At 36.7% G+C, this 19,638-nt stretch carries 24 protein-coding genes; 14 read left to right on the top strand and 10 right to left on the bottom strand.

Annotation, left to right across the window (positions count from 1 at the left end):
* Positions 1-232 precede the first annotated feature (232 nt).
* Both BM098_RS11475 and BM098_RS11470 read left to right on the top strand, forming a co-directional pair.
* Complete coding sequence (locus BM098_RS11475; RefSeq protein WP_089833469.1) at positions 233-1,159, top strand: hypothetical protein; 927 nt, start codon at positions 233-235, stop codon at positions 1,157-1,159.
* Between the two features lie 97 nt (positions 1,160-1,256).
* Complete coding sequence (locus BM098_RS11470; RefSeq protein WP_089833467.1) at positions 1,257-1,568, top strand: hypothetical protein; 312 nt, start codon at positions 1,257-1,259, stop codon at positions 1,566-1,568.
* A 43-nt stretch (positions 1,569-1,611) separates the two neighbouring features.
* Here the strand turns inward: BM098_RS11470 and BM098_RS11465 are convergent, their stop codons facing one another.
* Positions 1,612-2,148, bottom strand: a complete 537-nt coding sequence (locus tag BM098_RS11465; protein WP_089833465.1) for a hypothetical protein — start codon at positions 2,146-2,148, stop codon at positions 1,612-1,614.
* A 255-nt stretch (positions 2,149-2,403) separates the two neighbouring features.
* Between BM098_RS11465 and BM098_RS11460 the strand changes: the two genes are divergently transcribed.
* The 7 genes from BM098_RS11460 to deoC all read left to right on the top strand — a co-directional run bounded on the left by BM098_RS11460 (position 2,404) and on the right by deoC (position 8,677).
* The gene (locus BM098_RS11460) at positions 2,404-3,129 is read left to right on the top strand and encodes a GntR family transcriptional regulator (RefSeq protein WP_089833463.1); all 726 of its coding nucleotides are present in this window, start codon (positions 2,404-2,406) and stop codon (positions 3,127-3,129) included.
* Between the two features lie 676 nt (positions 3,130-3,805).
* Positions 3,806-5,110 (top strand): pyrimidine-nucleoside phosphorylase, encoded by a 1,305-nt coding sequence (locus BM098_RS11455; protein ID WP_143423411.1) that lies wholly within the window; start codon positions 3,806-3,808, stop codon positions 5,108-5,110.
* A gap of 85 nt (positions 5,111-5,195) precedes the next feature.
* Positions 5,196-5,363: a XapX domain-containing protein gene (locus BM098_RS11450; protein ID WP_089833462.1), complete on the top strand. Its 168-nt coding sequence runs from the start codon at positions 5,196-5,198 to the stop codon at positions 5,361-5,363.
* 118 nt (positions 5,364-5,481) lie between these two features.
* Entirely contained in the window at positions 5,482-6,663 is a 1,182-nt protein-coding gene (gene deoB, locus BM098_RS11445; protein ID WP_089833460.1) for a phosphopentomutase, read from the top strand.
* Between the two features lie 25 nt (positions 6,664-6,688).
* Positions 6,689-7,504 (top strand): purine-nucleoside phosphorylase, encoded by an 816-nt coding sequence (locus tag BM098_RS11440; RefSeq protein WP_089833457.1) that lies wholly within the window; start codon positions 6,689-6,691, stop codon positions 7,502-7,504.
* A gap of 86 nt (positions 7,505-7,590) precedes the next feature.
* Positions 7,591-8,013: a cytidine deaminase gene (gene cdd / locus BM098_RS11435; protein WP_089833455.1), complete on the top strand. Its 423-nt coding sequence runs from the start codon at positions 7,591-7,593 to the stop codon at positions 8,011-8,013.
* Positions 8,006-8,677, top strand: a complete 672-nt coding sequence (gene deoC / locus BM098_RS11430; RefSeq protein WP_089833453.1) for a deoxyribose-phosphate aldolase — start codon at positions 8,006-8,008, stop codon at positions 8,675-8,677. The genes cdd and deoC overlap by 8 nt, the downstream gene beginning before the upstream one ends.
* A gap of 120 nt (positions 8,678-8,797) precedes the next feature.
* On the opposite strand, the gene BM098_RS11425 is transcribed toward deoC, so the two are convergent.
* The 4 genes from BM098_RS11425 to thiD all read right to left on the bottom strand — a co-directional run bounded on the left by BM098_RS11425 (position 8,798) and on the right by thiD (position 12,536).
* Positions 8,798-9,217 (bottom strand): universal stress protein, encoded by a 420-nt coding sequence (locus tag BM098_RS11425; protein ID WP_089833451.1) that lies wholly within the window; start codon positions 9,215-9,217, stop codon positions 8,798-8,800.
* Positions 9,218-9,250: 33 nt separating this feature from the next.
* Positions 9,251-10,714: a SulP family inorganic anion transporter gene (locus BM098_RS11420; protein ID WP_089833449.1), complete on the bottom strand. Its 1,464-nt coding sequence runs from the start codon at positions 10,712-10,714 to the stop codon at positions 9,251-9,253.
* Between the two features lie 373 nt (positions 10,715-11,087).
* Complete coding sequence (locus BM098_RS11415; protein WP_089833447.1) at positions 11,088-11,540, bottom strand: DUF2188 domain-containing protein; 453 nt, start codon at positions 11,538-11,540, stop codon at positions 11,088-11,090.
* 201 nt (positions 11,541-11,741) lie between these two features.
* Positions 11,742-12,536, bottom strand: a complete 795-nt coding sequence (gene thiD, locus BM098_RS11410) for a bifunctional hydroxymethylpyrimidine kinase/phosphomethylpyrimidine kinase (RefSeq protein WP_089833445.1) — start codon at positions 12,534-12,536, stop codon at positions 11,742-11,744.
* 369 nt (positions 12,537-12,905) lie between these two features.
* Here thiD and BM098_RS11405 point away from each other — a divergent pair, with 369 nt between their 5' ends.
* Positions 12,906-13,181 carry a hypothetical protein gene (locus tag BM098_RS11405; protein WP_089833443.1) on the top strand — a complete coding sequence of 92 codons (276 nt, stop codon included), beginning with the start codon at positions 12,906-12,908 and terminating at the stop codon, positions 13,179-13,181.
* A 392-nt stretch (positions 13,182-13,573) separates the two neighbouring features.
* Here BM098_RS11405 and BM098_RS11400 read toward each other — a convergent pair whose 3' ends face one another.
* Complete coding sequence (locus BM098_RS11400; protein ID WP_089833441.1) at positions 13,574-14,239, bottom strand: glycine zipper family protein; 666 nt, start codon at positions 14,237-14,239, stop codon at positions 13,574-13,576.
* Positions 14,240-14,595: 356 nt separating this feature from the next.
* Here BM098_RS11400 and BM098_RS11395 point away from each other — a divergent pair, with 356 nt between their 5' ends.
* Positions 14,596-14,835 carry a hypothetical protein gene (locus tag BM098_RS11395; protein WP_089833439.1) on the top strand — a complete coding sequence of 80 codons (240 nt, stop codon included), beginning with the start codon at positions 14,596-14,598 and terminating at the stop codon, positions 14,833-14,835.
* 176 nt (positions 14,836-15,011) lie between these two features.
* On the opposite strand, the gene BM098_RS11390 is transcribed toward BM098_RS11395, so the two are convergent.
* Together BM098_RS11390 and BM098_RS11385 are read right to left on the bottom strand one after the other, a co-directional pair.
* On the bottom strand, positions 15,012-15,284 hold the full coding sequence (locus BM098_RS11390; RefSeq protein WP_234987493.1) for a hypothetical protein: 273 nt from the start codon (positions 15,282-15,284) through the stop codon (positions 15,012-15,014).
* A 401-nt stretch (positions 15,285-15,685) separates the two neighbouring features.
* On the bottom strand, positions 15,686-15,913 hold the full coding sequence (locus BM098_RS11385) for a hypothetical protein (protein ID WP_234987492.1): 228 nt from the start codon (positions 15,911-15,913) through the stop codon (positions 15,686-15,688).
* A gap of 31 nt (positions 15,914-15,944) precedes the next feature.
* Between BM098_RS11385 and BM098_RS13360 the strand changes: the two genes are divergently transcribed.
* Positions 15,945-16,274, top strand: coding sequence for a hypothetical protein (locus BM098_RS13360; protein ID WP_143423409.1), 330 nt, complete (start codon positions 15,945-15,947; stop codon positions 16,272-16,274).
* 126 nt (positions 16,275-16,400) lie between these two features.
* On the opposite strand, the gene BM098_RS13500 is transcribed toward BM098_RS13360, so the two are convergent.
* Both BM098_RS13500 and BM098_RS11380 read right to left on the bottom strand, forming a co-directional pair.
* A complete protein-coding gene (locus BM098_RS13500) occupies positions 16,401-16,556 on the bottom strand; it encodes a hypothetical protein (protein ID WP_234987491.1) in 156 nt (51 codons plus the stop codon).
* A 24-nt stretch (positions 16,557-16,580) separates the two neighbouring features.
* The gene (locus BM098_RS11380) at positions 16,581-17,816 is read right to left on the bottom strand and encodes a helix-turn-helix transcriptional regulator (RefSeq protein WP_089833433.1); all 1,236 of its coding nucleotides are present in this window, start codon (positions 17,814-17,816) and stop codon (positions 16,581-16,583) included.
* Positions 17,817-18,783: 967 nt separating this feature from the next.
* On the opposite strand from BM098_RS11380, the gene tnpA reads away from it, so the two are divergent.
* Together tnpA and BM098_RS11370 are read left to right on the top strand one after the other, a co-directional pair.
* The gene (tnpA, locus tag BM098_RS11375) at positions 18,784-19,182 is read left to right on the top strand and encodes an IS200/IS605 family transposase (protein ID WP_089833431.1); all 399 of its coding nucleotides are present in this window, start codon (positions 18,784-18,786) and stop codon (positions 19,180-19,182) included.
* A gap of 11 nt (positions 19,183-19,193) precedes the next feature.
* On the top strand, positions 19,194-19,638 hold a 445-nt coding region (locus tag BM098_RS11370; protein ID WP_143423408.1), incomplete at its 3' end, for an RNA-guided endonuclease TnpB family protein.

The raw sequence follows: 19,638 nt of genomic DNA, 5'->3' as shown, positions 1-19,638 counted from the left end.
AGCCTTTTCCCATTTAGAACCTACTTCCATCTAGTTCTATTTTACACGGGGATAGCCCGGAGTGACAAAGCAAAACAGTGTTATTATATGAATTTGTCAAGGAACAAAAAGAATTAAATTCCAATTTTATCACCCCCATGGGGGTGACCTTCAATCACTTATGAGTGATTGAAGAGTTAAGATCAAAACCAAGATCTTAACTATAAACTTATTATACGAGGGGGATAAGATAATGAAAAAACTATTAGCTTTATTGCTTATTGTTTTAGTTACGATTGTTGCATGTAATACGCCAGAGGAGCCTACTGACTCTGACATACCAGCTGATACAGATATAGAACAACCAACAGATGAAGAACCTGAGGATGATACAGAGGTAGAATCTGACGATGTTTCAGAAGAGGACGATGGCTACCAAGCGGTTAGTTATGAGACGATTGTCCCGGTTGTGACTCACGTATTTGATGAAAATGATGAGATGATGTTTATTCATATGGAGACATCACCTGAATTATTAGAACCAAATGATGCACTAATGATGAGCTTACAAATGAGTGATCAAACGACAAGCGAGGCATTTAGTCAACTTCAGACGGTTGAGATTGAAGAAAGCGAGGCGACGCTTCACTTCGACGGTCCACAACCGTTTGTGTCACTTGCTTCGGCTGAACATATGATTCTTGACCAAATGTTTAATCAAATCGGAGCTTTCTACAACATTGACACCTTTAACTTTATCGTTGATGACGAAGCGGGTATAGATTATGGTCAAGTTGGCTTTATTGAGGATTTCACAGTAGAAACACTAGACGTCACAGGTGTTGTGCAAGTCACAGATGACAGTCTTTTAGAAAATGTGACGCCACCTGCTTACCGGCCTATTCGAGAGATGGTTCCACTCCAATTAGACGCATTTGAAGAAACACTGAATAAAACGCATGCCTTTGAAGCGCCAGAAAGCTTTAGTAATATCTTTAATGGTGTTGAGCTATTAAATGTAACAGACAGTCTTGACAGGGTAACAGTAACCGTAACTGCTGAAAAAGATGATGCTGCCTTCATTGAAGCCTTAGCCATTATGGCAACGGAGTTTGATTATGTGTCCTTAGTCATTATCAATGAAACAACTATGACAGAAACGGACGTAACCTTGTATTGATGTATCGCAACCAGTAACAAGACCGGGATCGTTTTTTTGTTCCGTTTTTTACTAATAATGTTATAATGAAGGTAACTATGTGAATTGGAGTGTTGATATGCCTTTTAATTATGTCTCATTTTTCATCCCAATTTTACTTTTCAACGTGTTATATTGGCTTTACTATCGTCACCGAAAGAAAAAAGATCGGGGCTTTGTGCTGGCTTATTATCGCTTAAGTTATCGTCGTCGGTTTAAACGCAATCTATGGACATTACCACTTATCATTGTATCAATAATCGTTATATTATTACTTGATTATGTCCCGATATTCGTTCAAATGGGGTATGTATTTGTGATAAGTGTTGGGACTGTAATCGAACTCATGTATAACTATAAGCAGGCAAACAAAGAGAGGGAAGACATATAAAAAAACAAGCACATAGCCAAATGACGATGTGCTTGTTTTTGAATTATTGTAGATCAAATAATATAGTGATATCGCCTGTTTCAGGGTCAACAAAAAACCAATTAAATGTGGCTGTATGTGTTTCGCCGTCCCCAAGATCGGTAACCTCAAACACTTGGATGCGGTAATGGCCATTATCGTCTTTACCGTCATAGAGGTAGTTCATGTCCGTATTAAGACCTTCTGTTTCTAAGTAGTCCTTAACTAGGCGGATGGCGTCATCTGAACTATATTGCCCACCTGATTCACTTGTCTCAGTGCCTGTTGATGTCTCAGAATCGTCTGTTGTGTCAGCTTGATTTGAGTCATCAGTCATTTCATTGTTGTCATTTGATGGGTCATCTGCTTGATTTGTCTCATCATCTGTTTCATCACTGACATCTGAATCTTCATTCCCGGATGAATCAACCTCAGGTGATTCTGTTGCGGTTGACGCGTCTTGTTCTGTCGCATCCGAATCATCAACAGGCTCGGCGTTATCGTTACTACAAGCCGTTAACAATAGACCCAAAACTAAGATGATGGTGATATGTTTTTTCATTCTCTAACGCCTCATTTCCTATATATTATCTAATGATAAGCTTTCATTTAATAGTAAGGCTGGAGATAATCAAAGTCAATCGGCCTTCTGATTGATTTAATCATGTATTTAAGATGAAGAACGATAAAAATAATTCACTAAGTCGTAAAATCTATTGTTCAGTTGATTGAAAGTTCATGCTATAATAATAGTGATGATGTCGTGAAAGCGCCATCAATATACGAATAGCTAATGGAGAGAAAAGGAGGCATTTTAATGGAGTATAATTACCAAACCCCGCGCTATCTTCTCGTGATTGAACAGATTAAAGAAAAAATACAAAGTGGAGAACTGGAACCAGGAGAAAGATTGCCTTCTGAAATGGAATTTTCAAAACAATTACGTGTGTCTCGCAATACTTTAAGAGAAGCATTACGCATATTAGAAGAAGAAAATATCATTTTAAGAAAACATGGTGTCGGCACGTTTGTCAACCGTAAACCGCAATTTAAAGGCGGGCTAGAAGAGTTGTTTAGTATTACTGATATGATTAAACGAGAAGGAAAAGAACCAAGCACAGAGTGGCTATCAACTGGTTATGCCGAACCACATAGCGATGACCGTGAAGAGTTAGAACTCAAACAAGACGAACGTGTCTATTTAGTAAAGCGGTTACGTAAAGCTGACGGTGAACCGCTCGTTTACTGTATTGATAAAATGCCAGAACATAAACTGTCAAATGATTTCGAGATTAAAGGTGAATCAATATTTGATGCCTTGCAGAAAGATGCGGGTATTACGATTAGCTACGCAAAAGCAGATATTAATACGATTGCGTATCATCAAGAAATATCCAAAATACTGGGCTGTGATCGTGACATACCATTACTCGTGTTAAAACAAATGCATTACGATTTGGATGATCACCCAATTTTATATTCACTTAATTTCTTCCGTTCAGATCAGGTTAGTTTTAACGTCTTTAGAAAGCGGATGGTTTAACCACGCTTAACTGGTAGGACGTCAGAGGATGGTCCTCCATCAATCATAAAAGAAGGCGTAAAAAGTCATATTTTACGCCTGTTAGCGTTTAGATATGAAGTATTAAAAGTCATATTAGGATATTTTTTCCACTTCTAATTATATGGTACTTTTAATCATTGATAGTCATGTGAACGGTATTCAATAACCAAGCGAGTGCAGTGATCTGATTTAATCTATAGGTATCTACCGGTCCTAGGATATGTGTTTGGAACAACATAAAAAAACTCGAAGTGAAAAATAGTAAAGAGCGGGATTAATATTAATATTTTCGTAAGCTGAATACGTTACATCACAGAAGTGCTATAAAAATGTTCGACAACCAATAGAAAGAGAGGATATTTTTTTAGAAGTTTGCGCATAATCATTGACTTGTAGGACGTCTTACTAATATAATGAAGAGGTAGGACGTATGTAAGGGATTTCAAATCTAATTTAAAGGTTGGACGTCCTATCAAAAGGCGTAGAACAATAAAAATAGATAAAATAGCAATCACCTTAAGTGATATCAAATATTTCACGATAAAATAGGCTGAAATTAGGGTATACCGTTAATGTGGTCTGCCAACTCTCTCAGTAAGCTTAAAATAGAACGAAAAAATAAAAAATGTAACGATATGAAAGGATGGATGAAACAATGCGAATGGTAGATTTAATCGCGAAAAAACGAGATGGAGAAACGTTAACTAAAGAAGAAATTAACTTTATGGTTGAAGGTTATACCGAAGGTGAAATCCCAGATTATCAAATGTCAGCGATGGCGATGGCTTTGTATTTTCAGGATATGACGACTGAAGAGCGGGTCAACTTAACAATGGCTATGGTTAATAGTGGTGATACGATTGATCTATCAGGAATCGATGGTATTAAAGTTGATAAACACTCGACGGGCGGTGTGGGTGATACGACGACATTAATTCTTGCGCCACTTGTCGCAAGTGTTGGTGTGCCGGTCGCAAAAATGTCTGGTCGAGGACTTGGTCATACGGGAGGTACGATTGATAAATTAGAATCAATCAAAGGGTTCCAAGTTGAACTCGATGGTCAAACCTTTAATGATCTTGTGAATAAAAACAAAGTCGCCGTCGTTGGTCAAAGTGGGAACTTAACACCGGCAGATAAAAAGTTGTATGCCTTGCGTGATGTGACCGCCACCGTTAATTCAATTCCCTTAATCGCAAGCTCTATTATGAGCAAGAAGATTGCCTCAGGCGCGGATGCAATTGTATTAGATGTTAAAACAGGTTCAGGTGCTTTTATGGAAAACTTAGAGGATGCAAGAGCACTTGCCAAAGCGATGGTCGGTATCGGTAATGGCGCTGGACGTCAAACGATTGGTGTTATTTCTGACATGAATCAGCCGCTTGGTTTTGCGGTAGGAAATGCATTAGAAGTAAAAGAAGCCATTGATACGTTAAATGGTCACGGACCAGAGGATTTGACCGAACTATGCTTAACATTAGGTAGTCATATGGTACATTTAGCGAAAAAAGCAGACTCAATTGATGAAGCGCGTGCGATGCTCATTGAAGCGATTGAATCTGGCCGAGCGCTTGATACGTTTAAAATCTTTGTTGAAGGACAAGACGGAGATAGTTCTGTGATTGATCAACCTGATCTATTACCACAAGCGAAAATGACTAAAGCGATCATTGCGGACACTTCAGGTTACGTACAAGAAATTATAGCGGATGAAATCGGGATTGCAGCTGGTATGTTAGGTGCTGGCCGAATGACAAAAGAATCAGAAATTGATTTATCTGTAGGACTTGTTTTAAACAAAAAAGTCGGTGATTACGTTGAAAAAGGTGATGTGCTTGTAACGCTTCATACGAATACCGATGAAATATCGGAAGTAGAGGAAAAAGTGAAAAAAGCGTATCGTTTATACGATGAAAAACCAGAAGCACGCGTCCTTATTTATGATGTCATTACGAAATAGTAGATGCGAATAAAATTCTAACCAAAACAGCAAGAATCAATCAATAAAGAAAATAAAAACATAATTTAAGATAAGGAGATCAATTATGAAAGAAGTTATTTTAGCGTTAATTGCAGGGATGCTTGTAGGAATATTATTTAAATTCCTAAAGTTACCTTTACCAGCACCACCCGTATTTTCAGCCGTAGTCGGTGTGTTCGGTGTTTTCTTTGGCGGCGTTGTCGCAGAATATTTACGTGCATTTTTTAGTTAATTGTTAATCCGTTGTTTAATCGGTGTGATGACCGGTTAAACATAACTGACGGGTTTATGTGAAGCGCATGTGTTTTGAACAAAATATAATTTATGAATGATAGAAAGGATGAAAGAACATGGGAGAGAAATTCAAGCGAATCTTTTTAGTTGTTATGGACTCTGTAGGAATTGGTGAAGCACCCGATGCTGAACAATTTGATGATTTAGGTGCTGATACACTCGGGCATATTGCTGAGCGTATGAACGGATTAAATATGCCAACAATGGGAAAACTAGGTTTAAGTAATATTAGAGAAATTAAAGGTATTGAAAAAGTCGATCAACCAATCGCACATTATACAAAAATGCAAGAAGCATCTAATGGAAAAGATACGATGACGGGACACTGGGAAATAATGGGTCTTCATATCGATCAGCCATTCCAAACATTTCCTGACGGTTTTCCTGATGATTTATTAGACGAACTAAAAGAGAAAACAGGCCGTGGTATTATCGGTAATAAGCCAGCATCAGGAACAGAAATTCTTGTTGAACTTGGTGAAGAACACATGAAAACAGGCGACTTAATTGTCTATACATCAGCGGACTCTGTGTTACAGATTGCAGCCCATGAAGATGTTGTACCAATCGATGAGTTATATGAAATTTGTGAAACTGCTCGTAAAATGACAATGAATGATAAGTATATGATTGGTCGAATTATTGCACGTCCATTTACTGGTGAACCAGGTGCGTTTGAACGTACATCTAACCGCCATGACTATGCTTTGAAACCTTTTGGTCGCACAGTGATGAATGCGTTAGAAGATGATGGGCTTGATGTGGTTGCTTTAGGAAAAATCTCTGATATTTATGATGGAGAAGGTGTTACAAAAGCAATTCGTACGAAAGATAATGATGATGGAATGGAGAAATTCATCCAATCTATTGATGAAGATTTCCATGGTCTAAACTTCTTAAACCTTGTTGACTTTGACGCGAAGTACGGTCACCGCCGGGATCCTGAAGGATACGGAAAAGCACTTGAAACGTTCGATGAACGTTTGCCAGAAGTATTAGAAAAACTTAATGAAGATGACTTACTCATTATAACCGCAGACCACGGAAATGATCCGGTCCATCACGGTACTGATCACACACGTGAATATGTTCCGCTTATCGTTCACCATAAAGGTGTGACATCAGGTAAAGCCTTACCTATCCGTGAAACATTTGCTGATATTGGGGCAACCGTTGCTGAAAACTTTGGTGTTGATATGCCGAAGTATGGTAAGAGTTTCTTAAATGAGATAAAATAGTAACAAATTGTTAAGGAGGAGCAAAATGACACAACTACAAGAAGCAACAGCGTTTATTCAAAAACAATTAAGTGAAAAGCCGTATGTAGGACTTATTCTCGGTTCAGGTTTAGGTATGCTGGCAGATGAAATTGAAAATCCCGTTAAAATTAAATATGATGTCATTCCAGGATTTCCAGTTTCAACCGTTGAAGGCCATGCCGGCCAACTTGTGATTGGTGAATTAGAAGGCGTGAACGTGATTGCGATGCAAGGGCGTTTCCACTTCTATGAAGGCTACGGTCTTGATGCGGTAACTTTCCCAGTTCGAGTGATGAAACAACTTGGTGTTGAAAAATTATTCGTTACCAATGCCGCGGGTGGTGTGAATGAAACCTTTGAACCTGGTAACTTAATGTTAATCACAGATCATATTAATAATACAGGTCAAAATCCATTAATGGGACCTAATGATAATGAGCAAGGGGTACGTTTCCCTGATCTTTCACAAGCTTATGATCGCAAGCTTCAAGCCTTAGCTAAAGATGTTGCGTCAGAATTGTCATTAGACTTAAAAGCAGGTGTCTATGTATGGAATACCGGTCCTTCATATGAAACACCAGCTGAAATTAATATGCTACAAAAAGTAGGTGGCGATGCTGTTGGTATGTCAACCGTACCGGAAGTGATTGTTGCCCGTCACGTTGGTTTAGATGTCCTAGGTATCTCATGTATTTCAAATATGGCTGCTGGTATTTTAGATCAACCATTAAATCATGAAGAAGTGATTGAGACAACGGAAAAAGTTCGAGAAGACTTCTTACGATTTGTTAAAACAATTTTAAGTAAAGTGAATGTCTAACATTTTCTAAGGGCGAGTTAATGCTACGTGCTCTTGTATATTCGGGGGACATGCGGTTAAGGATATGATAAAGGAGCTAACGGTTTATGACTGATCAAACGTTGATTCAAGAAGCACAAAAAGCAAGAGATAAAGCTTATGTACCTTATTCAAAGTTTAAAGTAGGTGCAGCACTGAAAACAAAATCAGGTAAAGTTTATCACGGCTGCAACATTGAAAACGCCGCTTACTCAGCTTGTAACTGTGCCGAGCGCAGCGCGCTCTTTTCAGCTTATAGCGATGGCGAACGTGATTTTGAATCACTGACGGTTGTGGCAGATACGGATCGTCCGGTATCACCTTGTGGTGTTTGCCGACAAGTCATCAGTGAGTTATGTGAAGCAAAAATGCCAGTAACGTTAACTAACTTACACGGCGATGTATTAGAAACAACCGTAGATGCCCTCTTACCAGGTGCATTTTTATCAGATGATTTATTTAGTGATGAGGAGGCAAAAAAGAATGAATAAAGATGCAGCACAATATATTGATCATACCGCTTTAAAAGCGGACACAACAAAAGAACAAATTGTTACGTTATGTAATGAAGCAAAGGAATATAACTTTTATTCTGTTTGTGTGAACCCAACGTGGGTAGAAACAGCCGCAAAAGAATTAAAAGAATCAGATGTTGACGTTTGTACCGTGATTGGCTTTCCATTAGGAGCAACAACATCAAAAGTCAAAGCATTTGAAACAACCAACGCGATTGAAAATGGCGCAACCGAAATTGATATGGTAATCAATATTGGAGCCTTAAAAGATGGTAACGATGATTTAGTTGAAGACGATATTCGTCACGTTGTTGAAGCTGCTAAAGGTAAGGCGTTAGTCAAAGTGATTATTGAAACATGCCTATTAACCGATGCTGAAAAAGTTAAAGCCTGTGATTTTGCGGTAGCAGCAGGTGCTGATTTTGTTAAAACATCAACTGGATTCTCAACTGGTGGTGCAACAGTCGAAGATATCAAATTGATGCGTAAAACAGTCGGACCTGATATTGGCGTAAAAGCAAGTGGTGGTGTACGTGACCGCGCGGGTGCTTTAGCTATGATTGAAGCTGGTGCGACACGAATTGGCGCAAGTAGCGGGAAAGAAATCGTATCTGGCGGCAAGGCAGATTCTGATTATTAATTAACAATAAAAAGTCTATTTTAAAAAACAGCCTTTACTCCTAACTAGAAGTAAAGGCTGTTTTGTCATATAAATGATGAATATACATCAGCATTAAAGAGTCTGCTATAGTCACTGTCCTTATTTAATAACGAGCACAGGACACGAAGCATGTTTAACAACATACTTACTGACACTGCCCATGACCATTTCTTTTAAAGCACCTAGGCCGCTACTACCAAGAATGATGATCTCATACTGTCCTTTTTTTTGAAATGAAACAATCGTTTCACCTGGTTTTCCGTGGAGTAGATGATAATGGTGATTTACCTCATGTTCAGTTAATAACTGTTCAATCGGTAGTAATTGTTTACGACGATCAAGATCTAATTTTTCTTTATCGTGAGAATGCAAAATATCATATTTTGACTTTTCAAAATCAGCGACAAAAACAACATCAATGACACTCTCAGGAATTAAATCATGGAGTCTAACGGCATCTTTTGCCGCTTGAATGGAATGGTCTGAACCGTCTACTGCGAGTAAAATCTTTTTGTACATGGAATCACTCCTCGTTTGGGTATAGATTAAATGTTAATGAGCACTTAATTTTGCGTTAGGGTCATCAAAGACAGCCAGTTGGTCAACTAAAGCTTGGCTATCCTCGTTTAAATGTTTTACCATCACGGTATTTTGATTTTGACGGAGCTTTAAAATAACTTGATCAATCGCAAAAACGGCAGAATCATCCCAGATATGTGCATTTTTAAATTCAATCTCAATTGTTTGATTTTCTAACGTATAATCAAAACCGTTTTTAAAGCTGTCAACAGAAGCGAAGAATAACTGTCCTTTGACTTGATACAATTGTCCTTGGTTCGTTGCGCTTTTTTCAACATGAACTACAGAAATTTTAGCTACAAATAAAATGGCACTCAAGACTACACCAGCAATCACACCTTGTGATAAGTCATGGGTATAAACAACAATCCCTACCGTGACTAACATAACAAGCGCATCTGATTTGGGTGCTTTCTTTAAATATTTAAACGTGCCCCAATCGAATGTGCCAATGGACACCATAATCATAATCCCAACTAAAATGGGCATCGGTATTTGAACGACTAAGCTACTTAGTACAAGGACTAAAAAGATAAGAAAGACACCTGCAACAACGCTTGATAGGCGAGAACGTCCACCTGACTTAATATTGATGATAGATTGGCCAATCATCGCACAACCGGCCATACCACCGAAGAAACCAGTCACAATGTTAGCTAGGCCTTGGCCACGAGACTCTTTATTTTTATTGCTATCAGTATCGGTTAAGTCATCGACAATTGTTGCTGTTAATAGAGACTCTAACAATCCAACAATTGCTAGTGCGATGGCATAAGGGAAAATGATGGTCAATGTTTCAAAGGTAAATGGTACATTTGGAATAATGAAAGATGGTAAGGTATTTGAAATTGTCCCTAAGTCACCTACCGTATTTAAATCTAGATTATAAAATAATGCAATGCCAGTTAAAATAATAATAGCGACAAGCGGCGCTGGAACAGCGGTTGTAAAACGCGGTAAAATATAAATAATGGCTAAAGTTACCCCAACAAAGATATATGTCAGATTAGAAATCCCAATAAAATGCGGGATCTGTGAGGTAAAGATCAAAATGGCCAATGCATTAACAAAACCAATCATCACAGCGCGGGGAATAAACTTCATTAAGCGAGCAATCTTCAGCGCACCGAACACATACTGAATGACACCTGTTAAAATCGTGGCCGCGAGCAAGTAATCAAGACCGTAATCTCTAATTAGTGGCCCCATTAATAAAGCCATCGCTCCCGTCGCACCAGAAATCATCCCAGGTCTGCCACCGAATACCCCAGTCATAATAGAAATAATAAACGCGGCGTATAAACCAACCATTGGGTCGACGCCAGCGATAATGGAAAAGGCAATGGATTCTGGAATAAGCGCGAGTGCGACAACAACCCCGGACAAAATGTCACCCTTTATATTACTTAAATAGTCTTGCCTCAATCTGTCTAACATCAAATAAATGCCTCCTTGAATTTTATTAATTTATTTAGACGCATGTCTTTAGCGCTTCACATACGTTTACCTCATAGGCAGTAATTATTCACACCGCCTAACTATAGCAAACATACCTTGTTAAAACAATAGAATTTATAATTATAAATGGTGTCACAAGCAAAAACATTATATCATTTCATATGTTGTTTTATAAGGTATGCATCCTCAGGTAGCAACACAAGGTAAACGAGTATGGATCCCGCTCCCCTTCCTCAAACATGCGTTAGAATGTCAGGTAGGGGAAGTTCAAAGTGAGTATTCCTGTTTAGATAGATAAAAAACCAAGTCACATTTGACTTGGTTTTTCAATGAATTAATCATATTAAATGGCCTAAGCGTCCTTGTATGAGTGAGTTCTTTCAATCGTGCCATCTTCCCGGTGGATGACAAGCGACGTTCGTTTATTTTTAGCGATTGTTTTTCCGCGAACAATAGCGTCTTCTTTTATATCAAACACATCACTTGCTTGTTTTGCGCCACGCGTTTTTACTTGCCACTGATTGCCGTCTGGTAGAATATCAACGGCATGATCCGTTAGTTCAGGACGTGAATCAGTTGATGGAGACTTATCAAGTGTTTTTGAACTGATATCTATCATGTCTTTCTTTTCTTTTGCTGATGCCTGATTGGTCCATTCTTTTGCTTGACTGATGGCAATTGGAATCGCTTCGTCTTTGTCGTAACCATCCGCAAGTAATTGGTTCGTAATTTCAACAGCTTTTAACTTTTTCGGCTCATCAAAGTTCTTAAATGCAGAGGGATAATCATTTTTTGTATAAGGCAATCAAACCACTCCTTTCTTAAGTAATTTATAATGATAAAATTGTCTTTTCTATACTCATACCCCTTGATACCTCATTGAAACACAGATATGTCACTTACAAAGAACGGCCTTTAATAGAACATATACAAATAGTTGTCAGGTTAGACAAGAAAAAAGCCACTGCGAGGCAGTGACTTTTAGCTAGATTAATTATATTTGATTTTATTCTTGATTGTAAGCCCCGTGCATAACAGGACCGACAAAGTCATTTAGTTTAAAGCCATGCTTAATCGCCGCATAAACGAAATCTTTTGCTTTTGTGACAGCTTCTTTTACTGAGTCACCATTGGCTAAGTTTGAGGTGATGGCTGCAGCAAACGTACAACCCGCCCCGTGGTTATAGCTTGTTTGAAGCTTTTCTTTTTCTAACACAACAAATTCTTGACCATCATAGAATAGGTCAATCGCTTCTTTATTCATAAAGGCTTTTCCACCTTTAATAACGACACTTTTTGCCCCTAGGTCAACAATTTTTTGAGCGGCTTCTTTCATCTCATCTAGTGTTTGGATCGGATCCATTTGTGCCAGTTGACTTGCTTCAAATAAGTTTGGTGTTGTCACTGTTGCAAGAGGCAATAATAATTCCCGCATGGCGTCAGTATTTTCAGGCTGTAATACTTCGTTCTCACCCTTACATACCATTACTGGATCAATAACGACACGGTCAATACCGTGTTCCTTGATTTTTTTCGCTCCAAGTTCAATTATATCAACAGAACCTAACATTCCTGTCTTCATCGCATCGATACCGACAGATAAAATCGTATCTAATTGTTTTTCAACGATAGTGACATCAATCGCGGTAACGTCATGTGCCCAAGTTTCAGGTTTCATCGCCACAATAGACGTAATGGCAGTCATGCCATAAACATTATGTTCTTGAAACGTTTTTAAGTCCGCTTGGATACCAGCGCCACCGCTAGAATCTGATCCTGCAAGTGTTAAAGTTTTTTTCATGTGAACTTCCTCCTTAGGATGATACCTCGTATTAATACACGGAGTGTATCGCTAGGTAGACATATACCTGCCTTCCTATCATAACATGTTTTTTTGGAAAATTAAAAAGATGTATCTCTCTCGTTTGTGTCAAGTTGTTCTTAGTAATATAACATACTTGCTAGTTATTGATCTGTTTCCGCTCTTGTTAAAGTGGTTTTACCTGTTTAACTTTTTCTTTTTAATCGAAGTCACTTGAAAATGACCTTACCATTTGTTAGAATTAGTAAAGAACTTGATGTTCGATAAAATGTTTGTAAAAATATGTATAAATTTTAGTCGTCAGTGACTTGATGCATGTATAAAAATAACGAGAGGAGGCAGAGTATTATGGAGCGTTTCATTATATTGATTCCAACACTAGCGGCTTGCATTCTCTTCTTTTATATAGGTTACTTTTTGCTTAAAAAAGTCTATCATTTCTCTAAAGAAATGAGTGGTGTTATTGCTGGTGCTATATCGGGCGTCATCTTACTAGTAGTGTCGATGACTACTTTAGAAAATCCACCTTACTTTTTATTAGCTTTGTTTTTCGTGTTTTTAACCATCATTTCCTATCTGGAAATAAAAAAGTATAAAAATAAACATGAAAATGATTCTATATGAGAATAAGTGTCTGTATACTTTATTTTAGCAGTTACACTATGATAATAATGATTCTAAAGGTTATCTGATACAATTTATCTCATGAGAGAGCGTCACTTTTCTAATAATATAGGAAAGTATAAAATTTTTGCTGATATACCAAGGGTTAGAGCCTTAGTAAGTGTTTTGCTTTTAACAGTATTAATTCTTTTTATTTTCAATTTGTTTTTTTGTAATTACTAAAAAACAATACAGATATAAATACAATAATAAACATTCCTATTTTTTCCACGACTTCATTATCAGTAAGGAAAAATAAAATTGAGGTTAATATCATTGCTGAAATTGCTGCATAAATAATATTCATAAATTTATTTTTCATAGTTTTATATCACCACGCTTTTATTTACTTTCTATTGAAAACCAAATCCACTTACAATAACCCAATTATGTCTAATCCAAATTGCTCTTGCTGCTGAAGGAGTAACGAATTCTGATAAAACTGATCCAACTACCGCTCCCGCTACCGCTCCTGGTACAGCACCTATTTTAGCTCCAAGTGCTGCACTTCCTCCTGCTGATCCTACATTAAGAATTTTTCTAACAGTTGTTTTACTTAACCAGATTTTACATCCCCACCAATAAACCTTTATATCATCTTTACCTTCTATTGCAGAAGCTCTATAAAAAATAGTATTATCTTTTACATCAATGCTAAACTTATTTGAAACCACATTACCTTCAACAGTTAAATCATTTTTATGAAAATCCGATAATTGTTTGTTTGCTATTTTCACCTGGCTTTTTACAATTTGAAATTGTTTTGTTCCAATCTCTTCTTTTAATTTTTGTTGGTTAGAGATTTTAAATCTTTTATTTTTCACCTCAATGTACTGATTAACTTGTTTTATAAGATCATCAGAAAGTATTAAAGAAATTTCATTATTAGTAACTTGTTGTGGAATTTCTTTTTGTTGTTTATTAATTGATACAGATGCACTTACACTTGTAGAAAATCCTCCTATAAATAAAGTTAACACCATAGACACGATTAATAATTCTTTCGTTATTTTTTTCAAAATAATTTTCTCCTTATTATATAAAATGTATTAATATATCCATTTTAAACAAATTAATGGTAAAAGTCAATTGTAGTAGTGTCAAGAATTTTGTGTAAACCTCTCTATTGTAGTTCCAGAGTTACTGTATAAATTTAAAATATATATAAACGCTCAGGCACAGCGCATCTGCTTGTCCTTGATTGTGGGACTGTTTCTTAATGATTCATGGGGTGGGTTCGGGGGCCGCCCCATGAAAGCTTAGAAACACTTGTTTCGTTATACCATCCCGTAAGTGGCTGGTGCTGTATGAAGCATCATTTCACCCATTAAAGTGTTCGGAATGTGGCAATGTATTGGAATTCAGAGGGATAGCTGTGCGCGAAAATGGACAACTAGAAGTGCAATATGCGAATGATAATGAAGCCAGAGATTATATTAATCTGAAGATTGAAAGAATTGAGTCAGAAGTGTACAAAAAAGTACAAAAAGAAAAACAGAAGCAGCCATCAAAGAGAATCGGTTCAGCTGGAGCGAACGCGAAAAATGTGGGGGAGAAATGCTTCCTGTGTATTATACAAGCCTTCATGGTATCACTTATAAAAATCCAGAGTTGAAAAGATCGGCTAATCTCTAGCCCAAAAAGGGTGAGGCTTAGCCGAGCTTTTCTATTGTATTGGTGTATACACTAGAAAAGAGGCGCTCTCTATTTCTGTCTAGAACACTTGAGAACTATTTTTTATTCACTTCCACATGATAGGTAATGATTAAACCAGTCGGTTAGTAACACTGGTCATGAATCTAATGACTGATGCCATTTATGTCGCCGCTTACGTGCTGTATATCCGTAAGGTTTATGACGTTTGGTAGAAAGATGCGTGGACGTCTTCATCGTTAACCATGTGGCACTAAACGCTATACTTAACAATAGAACCGGTACAATCATAATAAAGTGACCGGTGATAAAGGCCTTAATAAAAATAGCGATAAATGAACACGCGTAAACAATTAAAATGACAGTCATGGTGATGATTGACGCACTTTTTGTCGATGGTTCTTTATTCATGATAATCAATAACTTTAACTTTAGAGATAAGAGACGTTGATCTGTATGGACGAACATTTAAATGAATCATAGGTATAGGTGTGTTTGGTCGGTAAGTCTTCATAGTGGGCATGTTTCTCTCACCTTTTCTGTTGTTTTTGCGCCTTAGCTATTTAGTGAGTATGGCTTTAGCGCTATTGCTTTAAGGATAGCACGACCGTTACATTCATGGTATTGGGAAACTTACGATGATTTTATCTCGTTGAGTGCGAAAATAGTTTAACAACTTGCCTAATTAACTTATCTGTTAAAAAGGCTTGTTGAAAACACTCATGTTTGATATAAGCACAGTTGAAAAAGGTTTTGATGACTTTTGTTCTTTATCTACTTAAAACAACAAAAGTCTAAACCAATGGCTTGGTCTAGACTTCTTTAAACGTATCATGGTTATTGATCAGTGTGAGTGACGCTTCTTTATAGAATTCAGCGGCGGATTTATAAGCCCGATATTTATAATAGTAATCACCAACTAAGTTTAGGGCTTTGCGGTACTCATGAAAATCACCGTGCTCTTTAAAGTAAGGAATAATGTCGTGTTCGACTTTTGCGAGGGTGATTTTTTCGTCTCGGTTAGGATGGAGACGCAGCATCAACATAAAGAACTTGTACTCGAATTTTTGATTGTTATACCGTGCAGCAAGCGCTAGCCCTTTTTCTACGAGCACATCAGCCGCTTATGTCATTGCCCGTCGGGCAATGGGCTTTAAAGAAAAACTCCCACCGGTATTGTATTCACTTGTTCCAGAGCAGAAACAAGGTCTACATCATTGGGCCGGGTGGGCGTATTTGACGCGTACCCTGTCTTTTGTCAGAACCTATACGTTCTATCAGACAGAACGATTCGACCCAAGCAAGTTGTGCTCCTGGAGCGCACTATTTCCCCAACATGCTTTAATAGATGTTGAGAAAATAGGTTTGCGTCGGTTGGAAAGTAGAAAAACCTATGCTTAGTTGAACGAGCATGGGTCGCCTTTAGGGTGTCCTTACGGAATCCCCTTCCTCAAACATTCCTGAGAATGTTAGGTGGGGGTAGTTCAATGATCACGTGCAAGCCTTTAACATTATTTTTTTTAAAAATTATGACGGATATTCAGACTCATTTTGTAGTGGTTCAATCATATTAACCGAGAGTTGATCAGTATATTTGTCGTTTAAGTCTGTATCTTCTGAGTTATTATATCCAAAGAAAATAAAAACAGATAAACTAATAACCATTACATAATTTCGTAACATTCTCATTAATAATCATTCCTCTTTTCATTTTTTGATGGCCTTTTTATAAGCATTAGCAGCTGACTTATATAGTCTGAAATTATAATAAAGATCACCCACTAAATTTAAAGCACTCTTATATTCATGATAATCACCTTGCTGTCTAAAATAGGGGATAATCTCATTTTCTACTTTATCTATCTTATCCTGTTCAAACTTTGATGAATTCAATCGAAGCTTTAGCATAAAAAATTTATATTCAAACTTTTTATTTTTGTACTTAACCGATAAATCATAACCTTCATCTACCAAAAGTATTGTTTTTTTATTTTCTTCACTCTCTAATAATATCAAAGATTTCAAATGTAAGGAGGGTATTTTTCTTAGATTATCTTTTTTCAGTTCTAACGATTTATTAATAAAATTCAAAGCTTCTTGATAATTTTTTTGGTTGAAACTCGTATAAGCGAGATTATGATACACTAATCCTCGATTATTTCCAATAGTCAATGAGTCTAATGTTAATACTTTTTTAAAAAAATATTCTGCTTTGTCATAGTCACCTATCAAATTGAAATTAATCCCCAGAATCATACAACAATCGGCCACACGTGTATGGTTAAAATCTTTTTGATAAATATCTAGAGCTTTATTAGAACATATAATCGAATTTGGGATTTTATCTAATCTACTGTAAACAATCGCAAGATAATAATCTAACTCCGGATCTATTATATTTAAATCAGTACTTATATTTACAGCATTATTTAAGCATTTTATTGCATCATTCAATTGGCCCTTAATATTATAGAATATACCTGTAAATTTATAATAATAATACTTTTGTGTCTTTGTGAAAAAAGGTGCGTTTTTTTGCAAATCAAAAAATACATTTTCTGCACACTTAATTTCTGCTATAACCATAAAATACCTAAACAAAAAAACCTTATACTGTATAATCACATTATAATCATCAACATACTTTATTTCCGTTGATAATTCACTGTATATTTTTTTGCTCTCTTCATCTTTTCGCATAATCATAGAAGTGTTCCACAAATTTATTTTTTCAAATATAACTTGTTCTTCTTTATCACCTTCAGATAATGAGATATCTAAATTTAATCGTTCAGCCAACAATATATATATTTCTTTACTCGGAGTAACAAGGTTATTTTCAATTTTGCTCAAATACGGAATGGAACAAATGCCGGTAGCTAACTGTTGTTGGGTCATATGTTTAGCTTGGCGATGGAATTTAATTTGGCGACCACTGGACAATAGAAGCACCTCCTTGGGTTAAGATATTTTAATGATGAATCTATTTGTGCTTGTATGACTATTTTAACAAAGAACGAGTCATAGTATAAAGAAAGAAAATATTCCGTGCGTGATAATGTGAAACATTATCTTAAATAGATACGTCATCACACATGAACATGATTGATATAAATTTAACTGACTACCGCCAAAGGAATGTACCACTAGTGACAAGTTTTTAACCACCTAATGCCAAGGTATTTACCACACAGTGCCAACCTATTTACCAACATGCTAAAATACTCATTTACCATTGAGTTCTCTAGGAATTTAGCGTGGCTTGACATCGAGCCTCTGCGGGCGTGGTTATTACGCCATAGAACCAGTTGAACACATGCTGGCTCTGCCGAACAAGGCTACCATGCCCACTGCTCGATATAAAGCCTAGCTCCACTCACATAATGGTAAATAGCTTGGCAAACAGTGGTACAATTGTTGACAATCACTGGCCATAAACTTGGCAAGCCTGGTAAATATCATTGGCAGTAGTCAGTTTAACAGTGACAACAGGAAACAATGTTAAGAAAACCTTACATTTTCAAGCTTTTAAACACGGTTATTTCCCAATACACATTTGTTTCTCTTAATGTTAATCTGTAATTAACCTTGGCCGAGGGAAAAATATATTAATGATAAACGGGGCGTCGAAGCAAATGGTAAAATATTTACATTTCATATGGCTGTTATTAATTATACCAATTATAGGATGCTCTTATAATGAGAGCGATCAAGCTATTTTAAATAATAACGCTTATAAACAATTTAACGTACTTCCGAAAGAAGTCTCCCTCTTCAAGCGTGTGAAGGGCGTAGCCCAACGGTAAGGGGGAGATGAATGTCGGTTGGGCGATAGTCCAAAGTTTTTTGTTTTGTCTTTATTCTCAATATGTTATAATCAGTCTTATAAAATATAAGGACTGATGTAATAGTGAAACTAGACAGTAATAACCATTCAGTATTTTTGATGCATTACCATCTTGTGTTAGTCGTGAAGGATCGAAGAGAAGTAATAGATGATATGATTTCGGATTATGCCAAAGATAAATTTGTGTCATTGAGTGAAAAATATAATATCACATTAGTTGAATGGAACCACGATATTGACCATGTTCATATTCTGTTCAAAGCACAACCAAACAGTGAATTATCCAAATTCATCAATGCCTATAAAAGTGCCAGTTCAAGACTGATCAAAAAGGATTTCCCTTATGTTCGTAAAAAGTTATGGAAAGACATGTTTTGGTCGAGAAGTTTTTGTTTGTTAACGTCTGGCGATTCATCTATTGACGTGGTGAAAAAATATATTGAAACTCAAGGGATAAAGTGAAGTGATTTGATATGGCTAAACAAAATAAAGCGTACAAATTCAGAATATATCCAACAGATGAACAGGTCGTGATGATACATAAGACCTTTGGTTGTGTGCGTTTTGTCTACAACAAGATGTTAGCCGAACGCATAGAAACATATGCAAAGTTGAAAGATGATAAAGAAGCCTTGAGAAAGGTGAAACACCCTACACCTGCTAAATATAAGACGGAGTTTGAGTGGTTGAAAGAAGTGGATAGTCTTGCACTGGCAAATGCTCAAGTAATCCTAGAGAAAGCTTATAAAGCCTTTTTCAAGGGGCATACCAAGTTCCCAAAATTCAAAAGTAAACGACATAAACAAAGCTACACAACAAATGTCGTCAATGGAAACATACAATTATTGGATGGTTATATCAAATTGCCTAAATTAAAAATGGTTAAAATCAAACAACATCGTGCCATTCCTTCGGAAT

The organism is Halolactibacillus halophilus (assembly GCF_900115605.1).
Lineage (GTDB): Bacteria > Bacillota > Bacilli > Bacillales > Amphibacillaceae > Halolactibacillus > Halolactibacillus halophilus.
This window is presented reverse-complemented; position numbering and strand designations above follow the sequence as displayed.

Excerpts from the sequence above, each read along its gene's own strand:
- BM098_RS11385 (WP_234987492.1), bottom strand. The coding sequence starts at position 15,913 with ATGCTGCGTCTCCATCCTAACCGAGACGAAAAAATCACCCTCGCAAAA.
- cdd (WP_089833455.1), top strand. The coding sequence starts at position 7,591 with ATGACTGATCAAACGTTGATTCAAGAAGCACAAAAAGCAAGAGATAAA.
- deoC (WP_089833453.1), top strand. The coding sequence starts at position 8,006 with ATGAATAAAGATGCAGCACAATATATTGATCATACCGCTTTAAAAGCG.
- thiD (WP_089833445.1), bottom strand. The coding sequence starts at position 12,536 with ATGAAAAAAACTTTAACACTTGCAGGATCAGATTCTAGCGGTGGCGCT.
- BM098_RS11405 (WP_089833443.1), top strand. The coding sequence starts at position 12,906 with ATGGAGCGTTTCATTATATTGATTCCAACACTAGCGGCTTGCATTCTC.
- BM098_RS11460 (WP_089833463.1), top strand. The coding sequence starts at position 2,404 with ATGGAGTATAATTACCAAACCCCGCGCTATCTTCTCGTGATTGAACAG.
- BM098_RS11470 (WP_089833467.1), top strand. The coding sequence starts at position 1,257 with ATGCCTTTTAATTATGTCTCATTTTTCATCCCAATTTTACTTTTCAAC.
- BM098_RS13500 (WP_234987491.1), bottom strand. The coding sequence starts at position 16,556 with ATGTTACGAAATTATGTAATGGTTATTAGTTTATCTGTTTTTATTTTC.
- deoB (WP_089833460.1), top strand. The coding sequence starts at position 5,482 with ATGGGAGAGAAATTCAAGCGAATCTTTTTAGTTGTTATGGACTCTGTA.
- BM098_RS11450 (WP_089833462.1), top strand. The coding sequence starts at position 5,196 with ATGAAAGAAGTTATTTTAGCGTTAATTGCAGGGATGCTTGTAGGAATA.
- BM098_RS11425 (WP_089833451.1), bottom strand. The coding sequence starts at position 9,217 with ATGTACAAAAAGATTTTACTCGCAGTAGACGGTTCAGACCATTCCATT.
- BM098_RS11390 (WP_234987493.1), bottom strand. The coding sequence starts at position 15,284 with ATGAATAAAGAACCATCGACAAAAAGTGCGTCAATCATCACCATGACT.
- BM098_RS11455 (WP_143423411.1), top strand. The coding sequence starts at position 3,806 with ATGCGAATGGTAGATTTAATCGCGAAAAAACGAGATGGAGAAACGTTA.
- BM098_RS11475 (WP_089833469.1), top strand. The coding sequence starts at position 233 with ATGAAAAAACTATTAGCTTTATTGCTTATTGTTTTAGTTACGATTGTT.
- BM098_RS11420 (WP_089833449.1), bottom strand. The coding sequence starts at position 10,714 with ATGTTAGACAGATTGAGGCAAGACTATTTAAGTAATATAAAGGGTGAC.
- BM098_RS11440 (WP_089833457.1), top strand. The coding sequence starts at position 6,689 with ATGACACAACTACAAGAAGCAACAGCGTTTATTCAAAAACAATTAAGT.
- BM098_RS11465 (WP_089833465.1), bottom strand. The coding sequence starts at position 2,148 with ATGAAAAAACATATCACCATCATCTTAGTTTTGGGTCTATTGTTAACG.